Source organism: Paenibacillus rhizosphaerae, assembly GCF_014192015.1.
Lineage (GTDB): Bacteria > Bacillota > Bacilli > Paenibacillales > Paenibacillaceae > Paenibacillus_AQ > Paenibacillus_AQ rhizosphaerae.
In genome coordinates, this window is sequence record NZ_JACHXJ010000001.1 from 1486598 (window position 1) to 1501519 (window position 14922).

The following is a 14922-nucleotide window of genomic DNA, read 5'->3' on the forward strand; positions in this document are numbered from 1 at the left end:
ACCGGAGGGGAAGCATGAAACTTCAATATGACAAACCTGCTACCGTATGGACGGAAGCGCTTCCGATCGGCAACGGACGGATTGGCGCAATGGTGTTCGGAGGCGTGGCTGAGGAGCGGCTCCAGCTGAACGAAGATACACTATGGTCCGGATATCCGCGGGACACGAATAATCCGGAAGCCTTGGAGGTATTGCCCCGGGTGCGCGAGCTGATCCGCAGCGGGCAATATGAGGAAGCCGACCGCGCGGCGAAAGGGATGATGGGGGCCTATAGCCAGTCCTATCTCCCGCTCGGAGATCTGCAAATCGAGTTGGAGCATGATGGAGAAGTTCCGTTCTCCGGCTACAAAAGAGAGCTCGATCTCGCACAAGGCATTTCCCGTGTTGAATACACAGTTCGCGGCGTGGTGTATACGAGGGAGATGTTCATATCTCATCCGGACCAGGTGCTGGTCGTCCGTCTGACTTCCAGTGAGGCGGGGAAGCTGAATTTTCGGGCAGCGCTCAGCAGCCCGCTGCGCAGCGTGACGGAGGCGGAGAGCGGCGTCCTGGTCCTCCGAGGTACCGCACCGGAACATGTGTGGCCCAATTACTACCGCAGCGATGATCCCATTATCTATGGTGATCCGGATACGACGGAAGCGGTGCATTTTCAAGGACGCCTGGCGGCTGTAACGGAGGGTGGCAGCGCTGCGGTCAGCGAATCCGGCATCCGCGTTCAAGGCGCGACGGCAGCAACCCTTTATTTCAGCGCCGCGACAAACTTTAACGGTTTCGACAAACTGCCCGGAAGCCAAGGCAAAGATGAGAAACGGGCCGCCAAGGACGATTTGGACAGCGCTGTACAAGGCAATTATGAGGCCCAGCGCCAGACGCATATTGCCGATCACCGCTCGCTGTTCGACCGGGTCCAGTTGTCCCTTGGGTTAAGTAAGGCAGGAGAAGAACGATCGACAGAGGATCGGATTGTCCGCTATGGAGCCGACGATCCGGGGCTGGTGGAGCTGCTGTTTCATTATGGGCGATACCTGATGATCGCAAGTTCGCGGCCGGGAACCCAGCCGGCGAATCTGCAGGGAATATGGAACCAGGAAATGCGCCCCCCGTGGAGCAGCAACTGGACGCTGAATATCAATGCGGAAATGAATTACTGGCCTGCGGAAACGGCGAACCTGGCCGAGCTGCATGAACCGCTTCTGCGATTTATCGGCGACTTGTCCCAGAGCGGCGTGAAAACGGCCCAGACCCACTATGGCGCCCGCGGCTGGACCGCACACCACAATTCGGACATCTGGGCGATGTCCAATCCCGTAGGCGATTTCGGGCATGGCGATCCGGTATGGTGTATGTGGCCGATGGGCGGTGTCTGGCTGTGCCAGCACCTGTGGGAGCATTTTGCATTCAGCCGCGACGAAAAGTATTTGCGGGAACATGCCTATCCGGTGATGAAGGAAGCGGCTCTGTTCTGTCTGGATTGGCTGCATGACGACGGCAGCGGCCGTCTGATCACCTCGCCGTCAACTTCGCCGGAGCATAAATTCAGAACGCCGGCGGGTGGTCTGGCTGCAGTCAGCGAGGCATCGACGATGGATCTGATGCTGATCTGGGACCTGCTCACCAACTTAATTGAAGCGTCCGAGACGCTGGAGGAAGACGAAGCGCTTCGGCAAGAATGGCAGGATGCCAGGGAGCGGCTTCTGCCGCTGCAGGTCGGGAAGTACGGACAGCTTCAGGAATGGTCCAAGGACTTCGAAGACGAGGATGTCCATCACCGTCACGCGTCCCATATGTTCGGCGTGTATCCGGGCCGACAGCTCACCAAGCAGATGACGCCGGATTTATTCGAGGCCGCCCGCCGTTCCCTGGAACGGCGGGGCGACGATGGAACGGGCTGGAGTCTCGGCTGGAAGGTCGCCCTATGGGCCCGTTTCGGCGAAGGGGACCGTTCGCTTGCTCTGCTCTCCAACCTGCTGCGCCTTGTCCGCGAAGATGAACCGGATAATTATCACCACGGCGGGGTGTATGCGAATTTGTTCGACGCCCATCCGCCGTTTCAAATTGACGGTAATTTTGCGGCGACGGCCGGCATTGCCGAAATGCTGCTTCAGTCGCATCAGGGATATTTAGAATTTCTTCCGGCCCTTCCTGCTTCCTGGCCGAACGGATTTGTGAAGGGCCTTCGCGCGCGCGGAGGATTTGAGGTGAGTCTGGATTGGAAAGAAGGAAGGATTGCCGATGCTGAGATTGTCTCGCATGCCGGATCGGCCCTGACGATCTATTCGCCATATGCGCCGACGATCTCGGCGGATGAAGGCAACATCCCGGTTCAACGAACCGGGGAGAACTTGTACTCATTTCAGACGACTGCGGGAACGACGTACCGCTTAGTGCCAGAGCCGTCCGTTCAACAAGGACGACTCTGATTGTTGAAGCCCTGCCGAACCTCCGGCAGGGCTTTTTATAGGGGAGTGGGTCCGGTCACGCGAGATCACGTTCCGTTAGAACGGACGGAGATCCTGTCCGCTTCATTCCCTGCGCCGGAAACCGGCGCGGTAGCTGCGGGCAGACATCCGCGTGACCGACTTGAATACTTTTTCAAAATGCGAAAAGTTCTCGAACCCCACGTCCTCCGACACCCGGATAATGCGTTCGTCACTCTCGCGCAGCAGACGCTGGGCCTCCTTGATCCGGGTAATGCCGATATATTCGATCAGGCCAAAACCGGTATACTTCTTGAACGACCGGCTCAGATGGCTGGGACTCAAGTAGAACCTTTCGCTCAGGCCGCTCAGGGTCAGGGGCTCCCGGTAATGCTCCGAGATGTAGCTGGCGATGTCGTTCATGCGGGCCGCCGCGGGAGAGACCGTATCTTCGGGTGCTCCTTGCTTATAAGCTGCGGACTGTCTGGCCGCAAACAGCAAAGCCTGTCCCGCAGCATGCCGGACGGCCATCCGGTATCCTGGGGACTCGTCCTGGATTTCCCGCAGCATTTCATAGAGCGGCTGCTCGATTCGGAGCTTGTCTTGATCCGGTAAATGCACCACGCGGTGGGGACCGTGGAACGGAGCAAGCAGCAGCTTGGCCTCATCCCTAGGGAGCGGCTCGAAATACGATTCATTGACATAAATAACGATGCGTTCATGATTCGGCACACCGGTGTCCGAGGTTTTATGCACTTCATTGCCCGGGATGAACACCAAATCTCCGGACCGGACCCGATACACCCGGTCTTTAATGAAGTAAAAGCGTTCGCCGCCAAACAAATAATACAGCTCGTAATGTTTGTGCATATGATCCTCCGACATGGAGAAGTGTCCTTTGCGGCGGTTATATTCCACAGAAAAGGGATCGGACGCGTTTCCGTACCTTAGTTCTTGGTTTAAAGCCATAGTCGATCCTCCACAAGCGCAATAAATGCGGGGTTTTATTCATTCTAGCATAAAATGCGGGGACAATAAGCGAATTTTGCAGTAATCTGCAAATAAACAGATTCATAGAAGGAGAGGGAATGATATGGCCCAAAAAACCTATGTGCAGGTCGGAGCAGGCGGAAGAGCGGAATTCTTTTACGGTGCGATTGCCCAGCGTTTCCGGGAGTCGGCGGAGCTGCTCGCTTTTTGCGACGTGAACCAGACTCGCATGGATTATGCCAACAAGCTGCTGACGGAGAAGTACGATTACCACGCGGTACGAACGTATAAAACCGATGCCTTTGACGAGATGATCCGGACGGAGAAGCCGGACTTCGTCATCGTAACCAGCGTGGACCGTACGCATCACCGCTATATTATCCGGGCGATGGAGCTCGGCTGCGACGTGATCACGGAAAAGCCGATGACAGTCGACGCGGCCAAATGCCAAGACATTCTCGACGCGGTGGAGCGAACGGGACGAAACGTCCGGGTCACGTTCAACTACCGCTATGCGCCTCATCATACGAAAGCCCGGGAGCTGATTGCGGACGGAACCATCGGGGATGTGACCTCGGTTCACTTCGAGTGGCTGCTAAATACACAGCATGGCGCGGATTACTTCCGCAGATGGCATCGGGACAAGCGCAACAGCGGCGGCCTGCTCGTCCATAAGTCGACCCACCACTTCGACCTGGTTAATTTCTGGATCGGATCCGAGCCGGAAACGGTCTATGCGATGGGAAACCTGCTGTTTTACGGACGCGAAAATGCCGAGCAGCGCGGAGTCACCAAGTTTTACGACCGGGCCACAGGCCATCCGAACGCCAAGGACGATCCGTTTGCGCTGTCGCTGGACAGCAACTCGCATCTGAAGGCGATGTACCTTGATGCAGAGTGGGAGGACGGCTACCACCGGGACCAAAGCGTATTCGGCGACGGGATTTCGATCGAGGATACGATGAGCGTGATGGTCCGGTACAAAAATAAAGCGCAGCTGACCTATTCGCTGAATGCTTACATGCCGTGGGAAGGATACCGGATCGCCTTTAACGGAACCAAAGGCCGGATCGAAATGACGGTGATCGAGCAGTCCTATGTCAATTCCGGCGGAGACAAGGCGCTGGAAGGAGCGGTGAAGGGCGTTAATATTTTGGTATTCCCTATGTTTGGCGAGCCTTACAAGGCGGACTTCGAGGAAGGCGCCGGCGGGCACGGCGGCGGCGATCCTGTGCTGCTGAACGACATTTTCGGCGTACCTGTGGAAGATAAATTCCACCGGGCGGCGAACCATATCGACGGCGCGCGCTCGATCTTAACGGGCATTGCCGCCAATCAATCGATTTCCACCGGACTTCCGGTGAAAGTCGACGATCTGGTAAGGTTTTACGGGACCAAGTAACATGCTCCACGGATAAAGGCCGAGGCCACCTGAGCGGCATCTAAGGTGGCTTTTTGGCTTGACGAAGCGGTAAGAGTTACAAAGACACTGACCGGTAAAGATCAGTGTCTTTGTCATTTTCGCCGATGGTCCGGGACTTACTGCTGCCGGAATGGTGTGATGGAAGGGCATGGGCACACAGGGATGAACCTGATTTGGTATGATGTGTTCAGCAGCATCGCGAAAGCGCTGTCAAATTAACGGGAGGAAGGTTCGTCATGTTCTACTCGCTCAGAAGCAGGCTGATATTATTTTTCGTATTGTTGTTCGTTTTGTCGTTCGGTGTATTGTCCCTTCTCATTTTTAACGAATCACGATCGATTATCCGTTCCTATATTGAATCGTCCGCGCTTGAGAAAATGAACGAATACGGTTCCTATATCGACATGGTGCAGACGCAAATTTATGACTTGGCATCCCTGGTCTTTAACAGTGACCAGACCGATACTTGGGATAACATCGTGTCGGATTCCTCGGCAACGGAAGGGGAGAAAATGCTTGCCCATATCCAGATGAGCAAGTTTCTGACGCAGACGACCAATAGTTATACCAGCATCTCATCGGTCGCGCTGTACCGCCGGGAAGGCGTGTGGGTCAGCATGGACAACCAGGTTATCAAGGAAAGCTCCTTTCTCGATCAGTCCTGGTACAAGCAGTTTCGGGATGAGACGGTCCGCTGGGTGCCGGCGCACACCGACGACGTGGAATTGAAAATCCGCCGCAGCGACCATCCGGTCGTCAGCATGCTGATGCCGATCGGAGCATTTGAACCGAAGCAGGCGAAAACGGTGCTGAAGGTCAACGTGAGCGCCGATTATTTTCTGGAGCCGCTGAGCAGGATCCATTTGGGAGAGAGCGGGACGATGTATTTAATCGATCAGCACGGCAGCCCGCTCCTGACCCAAGCGGATTATGAAACGAGCGCCAGCCTCGCCAAGAATGAGATTGCCAGGGCGCAGGCAGGGCGAAGCAAGCAGGGCGTCGTCTATTTCCGGAACAGCCAGGGTGACGCACAAATCCTCGTTTACAAAAAGCTGGCCCAAAACGGATGGATGCTTGTCGGGATCGTTCCGGAGAGCGACTTGTATGCACCACTGCTTAAGCTGCGCAACCGTATTATGGTGCTGGCGGTGGTACTGCTCCTGGTCTCGCTGTTCATTGCCTTCTGGCTGTCGAACGGAATTACGCGGCCTTTGTCAAGGCTAGTCTCCGCTATGCGGCATGTGCAGCGTGGAGATTTTGACAGCGCGGAGAGCCGGCTGCCAATGGAAGGCACCGTCCGAAATGAGGTCGGCTTTGCCACAGCGACATTCCGCAACATGGTCGGAAGGCTGCGGCAGCATATCAAAACCGAATTTGAACTGAAGCTGCTCCGGCAGCAGGCCGAATATAAGGCGCTGCTGATGCAGATTAATCCGCATTTTTTGTTCAATACGCTGGAGCTGCTCAGCAGCCTGGCGATACAGAGGCGTACGGACGATACCGTGAAGGTCATCGAGTCGCTCGGAAAAATGCTGCGCTTCGGCTTGCGGATCAGTGACGATTTGGTCGCCTTGAAGGAGGAGCTGAAATACGTTCATGATTATGCTTCCATCCTGCGCATCCGCTTCGGGGACCGGCTCTGGCTGTCCATGGAAGAGGACGGGCTGCCGGAGCATGCCGCCTGCGTCAAGTTTATTCTTCAGCCTTTGCTCGAGAACGCCGTCAAGTACAGTTTTGCGCATCGGACCGAAGCACGTGTATCCGTCAGGGTATACCGAAGGGACGGCCATGTGGTCATGTCCGTCACGGACAACGGGCCTGGGATGACGGAGGAACAGATCCGCGCGGTGCTGAAAGAAGCGGCCGATGCCCGGCCGGACCAAATTCTGGCCAGCCGGGAACGGCAGATCGGACTCGGGAACGTGCTTGCACGGTGCCGGTTGTATTATGGCTCATTGTTCGAGGCTCATCTGGATGCGAAACCAGGCGGAGGAACGCGAATTGAACTGATGTTACCGATCCGGGAGGTGCATAACGATGTATCGTTTATTGATCGTGGATGACGAGCCGGAAATCCGCCAAGGTCTGCGTCTCAAGATGGACATGGACGGTCTTGGGATTGCGCTGGCCGGCGAAGCCTCGAACGGGATGGAGGCGCTGTCCCTCCTGGAGAACGGTGATATTGAGATCGTCCTTACCGACATGAACATGCCGCTGATGGGGGGCGTTCGGTTTATGGAAGTGTGCCGGGAACGTTACCCGAACGTCAGGGTCATCGTCATTACCGGCTATGAGGACTTTCAATATGCACGGGCCGCGCTACGCTTCCAGGCGAGCGAATACCTGCTGAAGCCGGTTGCCCGCGATGAGCTGAATTCCGTCCTGAAAAACGTCACCGCCGAGCTGAACCGGGAACGGGAAAAAGCGGAACTCGAGGCCAAAACTCAGTGGGAGCTGTCACAATATTACAGGGAAATGAAGGAGCAATTTATCCTTAGGCTCGTACGCTGGGAATCCGGGCCAGAGAGCGTCGTTACGGACCGCGCCCGCAAATTTGGGCTTGGCGGGTGGGAGGAACGTCGAGTACGCTTTATGACCCTAGGCCTGAAAGTGAGGGATATCTTACATGGGACGGATCGGGCACCCGATCAATTCCTGCTCCCGCTGGAAATGATCTCCCGTGAAAAGGCAGACAACGCAGCCGGAACTTGTGAGTGCTTCCGGGATGGGCACTATCCGGGGCTGATTCATGTGGTCACCACGGAGTCCGTAGAATGGCTGTTCTCTTTTGGCGATCATCTCCGGTCGGAAGTGAAGCGGATGCTGGACTTTGAGCTGGACTTCGGCATCGGACAACCCGTAACAGGCTTCAAGGCTTGGAAGGATGGCTACCTTTCATCGCTCGTGGCCTGGAACTATACGGACAGCCGTTTGCCGGCCGAATCCCTTCCCCAATCAACCGACAAAACGGCAATAAGCGCGGATGAAATCAAAGTCATCGAACGGTATTTGGCCAAAGGTGAATATGCTGCGTTTGAGCAGGCTGTCCGCCCCATTCTTCAGCAGGCTTTTACAGGGCCCGTGGCAAGTCGGGTGAAAATCATTTTTCAGCTGTACCTGGCTCTGGAGTCGGCTGCGAGCGATTTGCTCGTCACGATCGAGAGCGCAGAGCAGCTGTGGATCCGGCCGGAGCTGGCGTATTCATTGGATTCGGTGGATAAGGCATACTCGTTTCTTGCAGGGATCGCCCGGAACATCGTTAGGCAGCGAGAAGAAGGCGCTGAAGCTGCCGATGTCAATCTGATCGAATCCGTCCGCCGTTATATTGACGACCACTATGCAACAGACCTGAACTTAAGCGATATGGCAGCCCGTTTTAACTATCATCCTTCTTATTTCTCGGAATTGTTCAAAAAAAGGGTCGGGCGCACCTTCATTCAGTACCTGACCGATGTGCGGATGACGCAGGCGATCCGGCTGCTGGAGGAGACCCAGCTCAGTCTGTGGGATATAGCCGAACTTACGGGCTTCAGCAATGCCAGCTACTTCAGCTCGAAATTCAAAAAGGTTTACGGCGTTTCTCCTTCCGATTACCGCGAGAGGTTACCTGAAAAAATTGATAGCGAAGAGCCGAAGAAATAGAATTCAGCGTGCGCCGTATCTTGCTTATGATGTTCTTACCAACATCAGAAGGAGGATTCGCGATGCGAACATCACGCAGGCTGCCGATCCATACGCACAACCGCACGGCGTACGCATTTTTGCTGCCATGGCTCATCGGCTTTTTTTGCCTCACGCTTGGACCGATGCTCGGCTCGCTGTATTTGTCCCTGACCAAATACAACTTGCTTCGCCCGCCCGAATGGATCGGTTTCGCCAATTTCAAGCAGATCTTTACGAATGACGCGACGTTTACGCACTCCCTGCAATTGACGTTCGTGTACGTACTGCTGTCCGTACCGCTCCGTATCATTTTTGCGCTGCTCGTGGCGCTGGCACTGAACCAGGGAATTCGCGGACTGGGCATCTACCGGACCGTCTATTACATTCCGTCCCTTCTCGGAGGAAGTGTTGCGATCTCCATCGTCTGGCGGCAAATCTTCGACAGTGAAGGCGTCATTAACGCGTTCCTCGGCTGGTTCGGACTAGACGGGCCGGCATGGATCGCCAACCCGGATTACCTGATTTACCCGATCGTCACCCTGTCGGTTTGGCAGTTCGGCTCGGCGATGGTCATCTTTTTAGCGGGGCTGAAGCAGGTTCCGGCCGATCTGTATGAAGCGTCTCAAGTGGACGGTGCCGGGAAAATACGCCAGTTTTTCAGTATATCGCTGCCGATGCTGACGCCCGTTCTCTTTTTTAATCTGATCATGAGCATCATTAATTCATTTCAGGCGTTTACACCGGCTTACGTCATCGGCGACGGTCATGGAGGGCCGCTGGATGCTTCCATGTTCTACACATTGTACCTGTACTTAAAGGGCTTCTCCTATTTCGATATGGGTTATGCGTCGGCCCTCGCCTGGATCATGCTGCTCATTATCGCCGTCTTTACGGGTATCATTTTTGCCACGTCGCGCTTCTGGGTGTTCTACGGCGATGGGAAAGAGGGGAGGTAAGCCATGTTGACGATGAGGGGAACTTACTCGCGGGTGATCAGACACGTGCTGATCGTGTTGGTGGGGCTGGCCATGCTGTATCCGGTATTGTGGCTGCTCAGCAGCTCCTTTAAGCCTAATCAAGCGATTTTTACCGATACCGGTTTATGGTCGCACAGCTTCACGATTGATAATTATAAAAATGGCTGGAAGGGCTTTCAGGGCGTGTCGTTCAGCCGCTTCTTCGGCAACTCGGCGCTCATCTCCATCCTCTGCGTACTGGGTAATATCGTGACCTGCTCGCTCGCGGCCTATGCTTTTGCCCGGCTCGAGTTCAAGCTCAAAAAGGTATGGTTTGCGCTGATGCTGGTGACGATCATGCTGCCGTACCATGTGACGCTTGTGCCGCAGTATATCATTTTCAGCAAGCTGGGCTGGATTAATACGTTTGCCCCGCTGATCCTGCCCAAATGGCTGGCGCACGATTCCTTCTTTATTCTGCTGATGGTCCAGTTCATACGCGGGCTCCCGCGGGAGCTGGACGAAAGCGCGACGATCGACGGCTGCGGACAGGGGAAGTTGTACCTGCGGATCATTCTGCCTTTGCTGACTCCGGCGCTCATCTCAACCGCGATCTTTACGTTTATCTGGACGTGGGACGATTTCTTCAGCCAGATGATTTACATCAGCGATATCAAGCTGTTTACGGTGCAGCTCGGCATCCGGGCGCTGTACGATCCGTCGGGATCATCCGATTGGGGGGCGCTTCTCGCCATTTCCGTGCTGTCGCTGCTGCCGATCACGCTGCTTTTCCTGATGTTCCAGCGGTACTTCCTGGAAGGTATTGCGACGACAGGGCTCAAATAACGCCAAAACTGCTACCGGGTAGATTGCAATGTAGAAAGCAGCAGTCTGGGGCGAGACGGAGAGTTGTGCAAACGCTTTATAATTTATAGCGATGAAGGAGAAATGAACATGAAAAAAAGATGGTTCATATCTGTGCTGGCGTCCATGACTGTGCTGCTGTCGGCATGCGGCAGCTCTGGCGGCCCGGCCGCTTCCAGCGGATCCAGCGTATCCAGTGGGGAAGGGAATTCCGGAGGTGACCAGGTCGAGCTTAGGATGATGTGGTGGGGGGACCAGGCGCGGGCGGATTTGACGAATAAGGCGCTTGAACTGTTCGAGCAGAAGCATCCGGACATTAAAGTCGTGGGCGAGTTCGCGCCGCAGGACGGATATTTTGACAAGCTGAACACGCAGCTGGCTTCGGGAACGGCTCCAGACGTATTTTTTCTGGGAGGCAATGTGGTGGACTACGCCAACAAGGGCGTCCTTTTGGATCTCCAGCCTTATAAAGGCAATGAGCTGAAGCTCGACGATATGGACACGACGATGGTGCAGTACGGAACGATCAACGGCAAGCTTGTCCACATTTCCGCAGGTGCCAACGCCCGTGGGATCGTCATCAACAAGACACTCTTTGAGAAAGCGGGCATCGAAGTGCCGCAGGACGGCTGGAACTGGGATGATTACGCCCGGATCAGCAAGGAAATTTCCGATAAGCTGGGTAAAGGCTACTATGGGACTTACAATTTCACGACCGACGGCATGGATATTTATTTGAAGCAGAACAGCAAGCAGCTGTATGACATGGCAAACAACAAGCTTGGTTTTGAGGAAGCCGATATTCTGCCATGGTTCCAGTACTGGGATCAAACGTCGAAGGCAGGAGGCGTGGTCACGCCGGAGCTTCAGGTCTCCAATCCGCCGAATGATGCGAGCAAGTCTCTGATCATCAAAGGAAAAGTAGCGATGACCCTGCTCCCTTCCAATATGCTGGCTTCGTACCAGAGCCTGACTCAGGATGAGCTGACGATGGTACAAGTTCCCCGTGGTCCGAAAGGAACCGGTGTGGTGTTTGAATCGAGCCAGGGCATGTCTGGCTATGCGAAGACCCAGCATCCGAAGGAAGTGGCCGAGCTGATGAACTTCTGGATCAACGATCCGGAAGCGGTAAAAATCCTGGGCAGCAACCGTGGTGTTCCGGTAACGGCGGAAGGCCGCAAGACGCTGGAGGCCGAGGCCAGCGCTGCAGACAAGATCGTCTATGATTTCACGAGCCGCGTGTCCGAAGCGAACAAAAAAGAGCCTTTTGCCATCAGCTACAACCCGCCGGGGAACGCCGAGTTTATCAAGCTTGCGGATAATACGGTCCAGCTGATCGGCTTTGGGAAAGAAAGCGTGGAAAAAGCGGTGACCGACTTCTATGCGGGTACGGTGAAAATTTTCCAAAGCAATCAGTAAGCGTTGCGGTTGTGTCGCCGATCCAATGAAAGATGCCCCCGATGGGTCCTCCGTTTCGGTGCGACCTTGACGGGGCTTTCTTTCGATATAAGAAAGTATCAGATCCGGCTTAGAAGGTACCCCGATAGGTTTCTTGATATAAGTTAGCACAGAAAGCGAGGAGAACGATTGTGGATGAGAAGGAGCTGTTAAAAAAATTAAGGTCGATGAACGTGGAACAGCGGATTGGGGAAACCGGTAAAGCGCCGGACCCGGATATTGCTGCCGAATGGAAACGGAGCGGTGTCCGGTTTGCCGCATCCGAAGGCAGGCTGGAGGAGGTCTATTATAAGGGGCTGCGGAGGCTGCATGATTGCATTGCCATGATAGACGGCATCCCGATGCTGCAGGAAGGAGGGATTTACCTTGGCTGCTGGCTCGAAAGCACCGGCACGATCAATGCGGAGCTGCTGTCGCGTTTCCTGCCGAGCGTGGCCCAATCGACGTTCCGCTCCTTTGCGGTACACCAGCGGGCCGATGGGCTGCTCCCTTACAAAATTACGGGTGGCGGGCCGGCTTACCGCCAAATTCAGCTCGTGACTCCGCTTGCCCGCAGCGTCTGGAATCATTATTTGCTGCAAGGGCGGGATGAAGCGTTTCTGCGAATGATGTACCAAGCAATGGAGCGTTATGACCGCTGGCTAGACACGTATCGCAATACCCGGGGGACCGGCTGCGTTGAGGCATTTTCCGCTTTCGATACGGGCCATGACCTGTCGCCGCGTTTCTGGCATGTTCCGGATACGCCGCACCGGAACGATCCGTGCCGGTATGATCCGGATTCGCCTGTTTTGCCGTTTCTGGCGCCGGACCTTACGGCGAACGTATATTGTCAGCGTTTATATTTAGCCAAAATCGCCGAGGAGCTGGGCTTACCAGGTGATGGGTGGATCTCCAAGGCTGAGCAGAGTGTTGACCACCTCTTTCGGTACTGCTTCGACGAGGAAGACGCCTTCTTCTACGACCGTGACCGTCAGGACCGATTTGTCCGTGTTCAGTCCGATATTCTGCTGCGTGTACTCGCGTGTGAAGTCGGTGACCGCGAATTCTTTGATGACATGCTGTCGCGATATTTGCTCAACACGCGCAAGTTTTTTGCCAAATATCCGTTTACTTCCTTGGCGATGGATGATCCGCGGTTCGACCCGTTCTCCAGCTACAACAGCTGGGCGGGACCGTCGAATTTTCTCAGCCTGATCCGGGCTCCGCATGCCTTTGAGCATCATCACCGGCATGTCGAGCTGACATGGGCAATGCAGCCGATCTTGTGTTCATTAGCCAGGGCCGAGCGTTTCGCGCAGACCGTCAGTCCCTGGACGGGGGAGGAGGGCTTCACCGAAGCGTATTCGCCTGCCATCCTGTGCCTGCTCGACTACGTGGAGCGGCTCTGCGGAATTCTGCCCAGACCCGATGGGGAAGTCTGGTTTACGGGGCTCCTCCCGTCTGCGATGGATCACGGGGAGGAGGTCGCCGGCGAAACGGCTTACGCGCGATCCGTAGACAGGGTGCTCTATGAACTGGTCAACCTGCGGGACAAGTCTGTTATGTATCGGGAGGGCCAAGCCTATATGACGTTCCCTTCCGGTGTCCGGGTCATTACGGATCGGCAGGGAAGCCTGCTGGGTATCGTTGGGATGAGTGTGCGGACGGTCAATGGCCGATTGGAATGGGAAGGCCGGAGCATCCCATTTTCCGTCAAAGGAAATGAGTATCTCAGGTACAGTCAGGGGGGACTGAAACAAGCCAGAGATGTTGGCATCCTTTATCCTACTTTTTCTTAAGGAGGTCTTGTCATGAACAGGAAGGAAATTCAAATTCGGGACCCGTTTGTATTACCTCTCCAAGAGGAAGGCAAATATTATTTATACGGAAGCACGGATGCCAATATTTGGGGACCTGGGACCGGATTCGACGCCTATTTGAGCAACGATCTGGAGGATTGGGACGGGCCGTACCCCGTATTCAGGCCGGGTAGCGATTTTTATTCCGATACAAATTTTTGGGCACCTGAGGTTTATGCATGGCAAGATAAGTTCTATATGTTCGCCACCTTTCGCCGCCGCGATAACGGACTTCTTGGTACGGCGGTTCTGCTGGCATCCGGCCCGTTGGGTCCTTTCGTGCCTCACAGCCGCGGCCCTGTCACTCCGGAAGCCTGGAGCTCATTGGATGGAAGTCTGTTTATGGACGCAGAAGGGCAGCCGTGGATGATCTTCTGCCATGAATGGCAGCAGATCGGAGACGGCGAAGTGTGCGCGATGCGATTGAGCACCGATTTATCCGAGCCGGCCGGAGAACCTGTCACGCTGTTTCGGGCGTCTGAAGCGCCGTGGGCGACACCTTACGAGTCTCCGCGATACAAGGATACGGCCAATTATGTCACGGATGGACCTTTTTTGTTCCGCGGTGAATCCGGTCATGTATACATGCTGTGGGCCAGCTTTATCGACAACCGGTATGCGCTGGGCGTCGCACGGTCGGCGACGGGGGACGTCATTGGACCATGGATTCATCAGCCGGAAGCGCTGTATCGCAATGACGGGGGACACGGCATGGTATTCCGGACGTTTAACGGGCAGCTTGTATTGACCATTCATGCTCCTAACCGTACACCTGACGAACGTCCGTTATTTCTGCGGATAGTGGAAACAGAGGGACGGATTCAGCTCCTCTGAAAATTTACAAATTCGATCATTTAAAGAAAGACTCTGCCACTCATACTGGCAAAGTCTTTATGAAAGAACCCGTTGAACGCGTTTGACGGTCCAAAAGGGTACGAGGACAGGTTTACGGTCAGTGGAAACGATAACGAATGTCCTGGGGTCGTCGGTCCTTTGGCAAATTCCGGTATAGAACTCTCCGCTCACCAGATGAATCGTAATTTTTGTATTCGTTTCAACTGCAGAAAGAATTAAATCCTTATTCAATTTGGAATGGTCACCCCCGTGCATGATCATTAATCAACTATAATTAAACAGAATATCGGAAATTAATCAAGATTTTTGTCGAATGATTAGAAAAACTTTTATCGACAAACATGCGAGGGAGACAGACCGCATTTAGCGGTTGTTATCTTGCGAACTAAGGCAGCCGTGTCTCCGAAACCTGTATTTCTATCTTAAAAAAGAGCCGAATACTTCCTGTAAAG

10 protein-coding genes are annotated in these 14922 nt (G+C 54.7%); 9 read left to right on the forward strand and 1 reads right to left on the reverse strand.

What is annotated here, in order from left to right:
- The first annotated feature begins 14 nt into the window (after positions 1-14).
- Positions 15-2423, forward strand: a complete 2409-nt coding sequence (locus tag FHS19_RS06440) for a glycoside hydrolase family 95 protein (RefSeq protein WP_183580255.1) — start codon at positions 15-17, stop codon at positions 2421-2423.
- 102 nt (positions 2424-2525) lie between these two features.
- On the opposite strand, the gene FHS19_RS06445 is transcribed toward FHS19_RS06440, so the two are convergent.
- Positions 2526-3389 (reverse strand): helix-turn-helix domain-containing protein, encoded by an 864-nt coding sequence (locus tag FHS19_RS06445; RefSeq protein WP_183580258.1) that lies wholly within the window; start codon positions 3387-3389, stop codon positions 2526-2528.
- 124 nt (positions 3390-3513) lie between these two features.
- Between FHS19_RS06445 and FHS19_RS06450 the strand changes: the two genes are divergently transcribed.
- From FHS19_RS06450 to FHS19_RS06485, 8 genes are all read left to right on the forward strand, one after another.
- A complete protein-coding gene (locus FHS19_RS06450; RefSeq protein ID WP_183580261.1) occupies positions 3514-4812 on the forward strand; it encodes a Gfo/Idh/MocA family oxidoreductase in 1299 nt (432 codons plus the stop codon).
- A 257-nt stretch (positions 4813-5069) separates the two neighbouring features.
- Positions 5070-6896 (forward strand): cache domain-containing sensor histidine kinase, encoded by a 1827-nt coding sequence (locus tag FHS19_RS06455; RefSeq protein ID WP_183580264.1) that lies wholly within the window; start codon positions 5070-5072, stop codon positions 6894-6896.
- On the forward strand, positions 6871-8475 hold the full coding sequence (locus FHS19_RS06460) for a helix-turn-helix domain-containing protein (protein WP_183580267.1): 1605 nt from the start codon (positions 6871-6873) through the stop codon (positions 8473-8475). Before FHS19_RS06455 ends, FHS19_RS06460 begins: the two co-directional genes overlap by 26 nt.
- A gap of 62 nt (positions 8476-8537) precedes the next feature.
- A complete protein-coding gene (locus tag FHS19_RS06465; RefSeq protein WP_183580270.1) occupies positions 8538-9452 on the forward strand; it encodes a carbohydrate ABC transporter permease in 915 nt (304 codons plus the stop codon).
- A 3-nt stretch (positions 9453-9455) separates the two neighbouring features.
- Complete coding sequence (locus FHS19_RS06470; protein ID WP_183580273.1) at positions 9456-10298, forward strand: carbohydrate ABC transporter permease; 843 nt, start codon at positions 9456-9458, stop codon at positions 10296-10298.
- Positions 10299-10406: 108 nt separating this feature from the next.
- Positions 10407-11735 (forward strand): ABC transporter substrate-binding protein, encoded by a 1329-nt coding sequence (locus tag FHS19_RS06475; RefSeq protein ID WP_183580276.1) that lies wholly within the window; start codon positions 10407-10409, stop codon positions 11733-11735.
- 206 nt (positions 11736-11941) lie between these two features.
- Positions 11942-13555, forward strand: coding sequence for an MGH1-like glycoside hydrolase domain-containing protein (locus FHS19_RS06480; protein ID WP_183581479.1), 1614 nt, complete (start codon positions 11942-11944; stop codon positions 13553-13555).
- 12 nt (positions 13556-13567) lie between these two features.
- On the forward strand, positions 13568-14449 hold the full coding sequence (locus FHS19_RS06485; protein WP_183580279.1) for a glycoside hydrolase family 43 protein: 882 nt from the start codon (positions 13568-13570) through the stop codon (positions 14447-14449).
- Positions 14450-14922 lie beyond the last annotated feature (473 nt).

Excerpts from the sequence above, each read along its gene's own strand:
- FHS19_RS06440 (WP_183580255.1), top strand. The coding sequence starts at position 15 with ATGAAACTTCAATATGACAAACCTGCTACCGTATGGACGGAAGCGCTT.
- FHS19_RS06445 (WP_183580258.1), bottom strand. The coding sequence starts at position 3,389 with ATGGCTTTAAACCAAGAACTAAGGTACGGAAACGCGTCCGATCCCTTT.
- FHS19_RS06450 (WP_183580261.1), top strand. The coding sequence starts at position 3,514 with ATGGCCCAAAAAACCTATGTGCAGGTCGGAGCAGGCGGAAGAGCGGAA.
- FHS19_RS06455 (WP_183580264.1), top strand. The coding sequence starts at position 5,070 with ATGTTCTACTCGCTCAGAAGCAGGCTGATATTATTTTTCGTATTGTTG.
- FHS19_RS06460 (WP_183580267.1), top strand. The coding sequence starts at position 6,871 with ATGTATCGTTTATTGATCGTGGATGACGAGCCGGAAATCCGCCAAGGT.
- FHS19_RS06465 (WP_183580270.1), top strand. The coding sequence starts at position 8,538 with ATGCGAACATCACGCAGGCTGCCGATCCATACGCACAACCGCACGGCG.
- FHS19_RS06470 (WP_183580273.1), top strand. The coding sequence starts at position 9,456 with ATGTTGACGATGAGGGGAACTTACTCGCGGGTGATCAGACACGTGCTG.
- FHS19_RS06475 (WP_183580276.1), top strand. The coding sequence starts at position 10,407 with ATGAAAAAAAGATGGTTCATATCTGTGCTGGCGTCCATGACTGTGCTG.
- FHS19_RS06480 (WP_183581479.1), top strand. The coding sequence starts at position 11,942 with ATGAACGTGGAACAGCGGATTGGGGAAACCGGTAAAGCGCCGGACCCG.
- FHS19_RS06485 (WP_183580279.1), top strand. The coding sequence starts at position 13,568 with ATGAACAGGAAGGAAATTCAAATTCGGGACCCGTTTGTATTACCTCTC.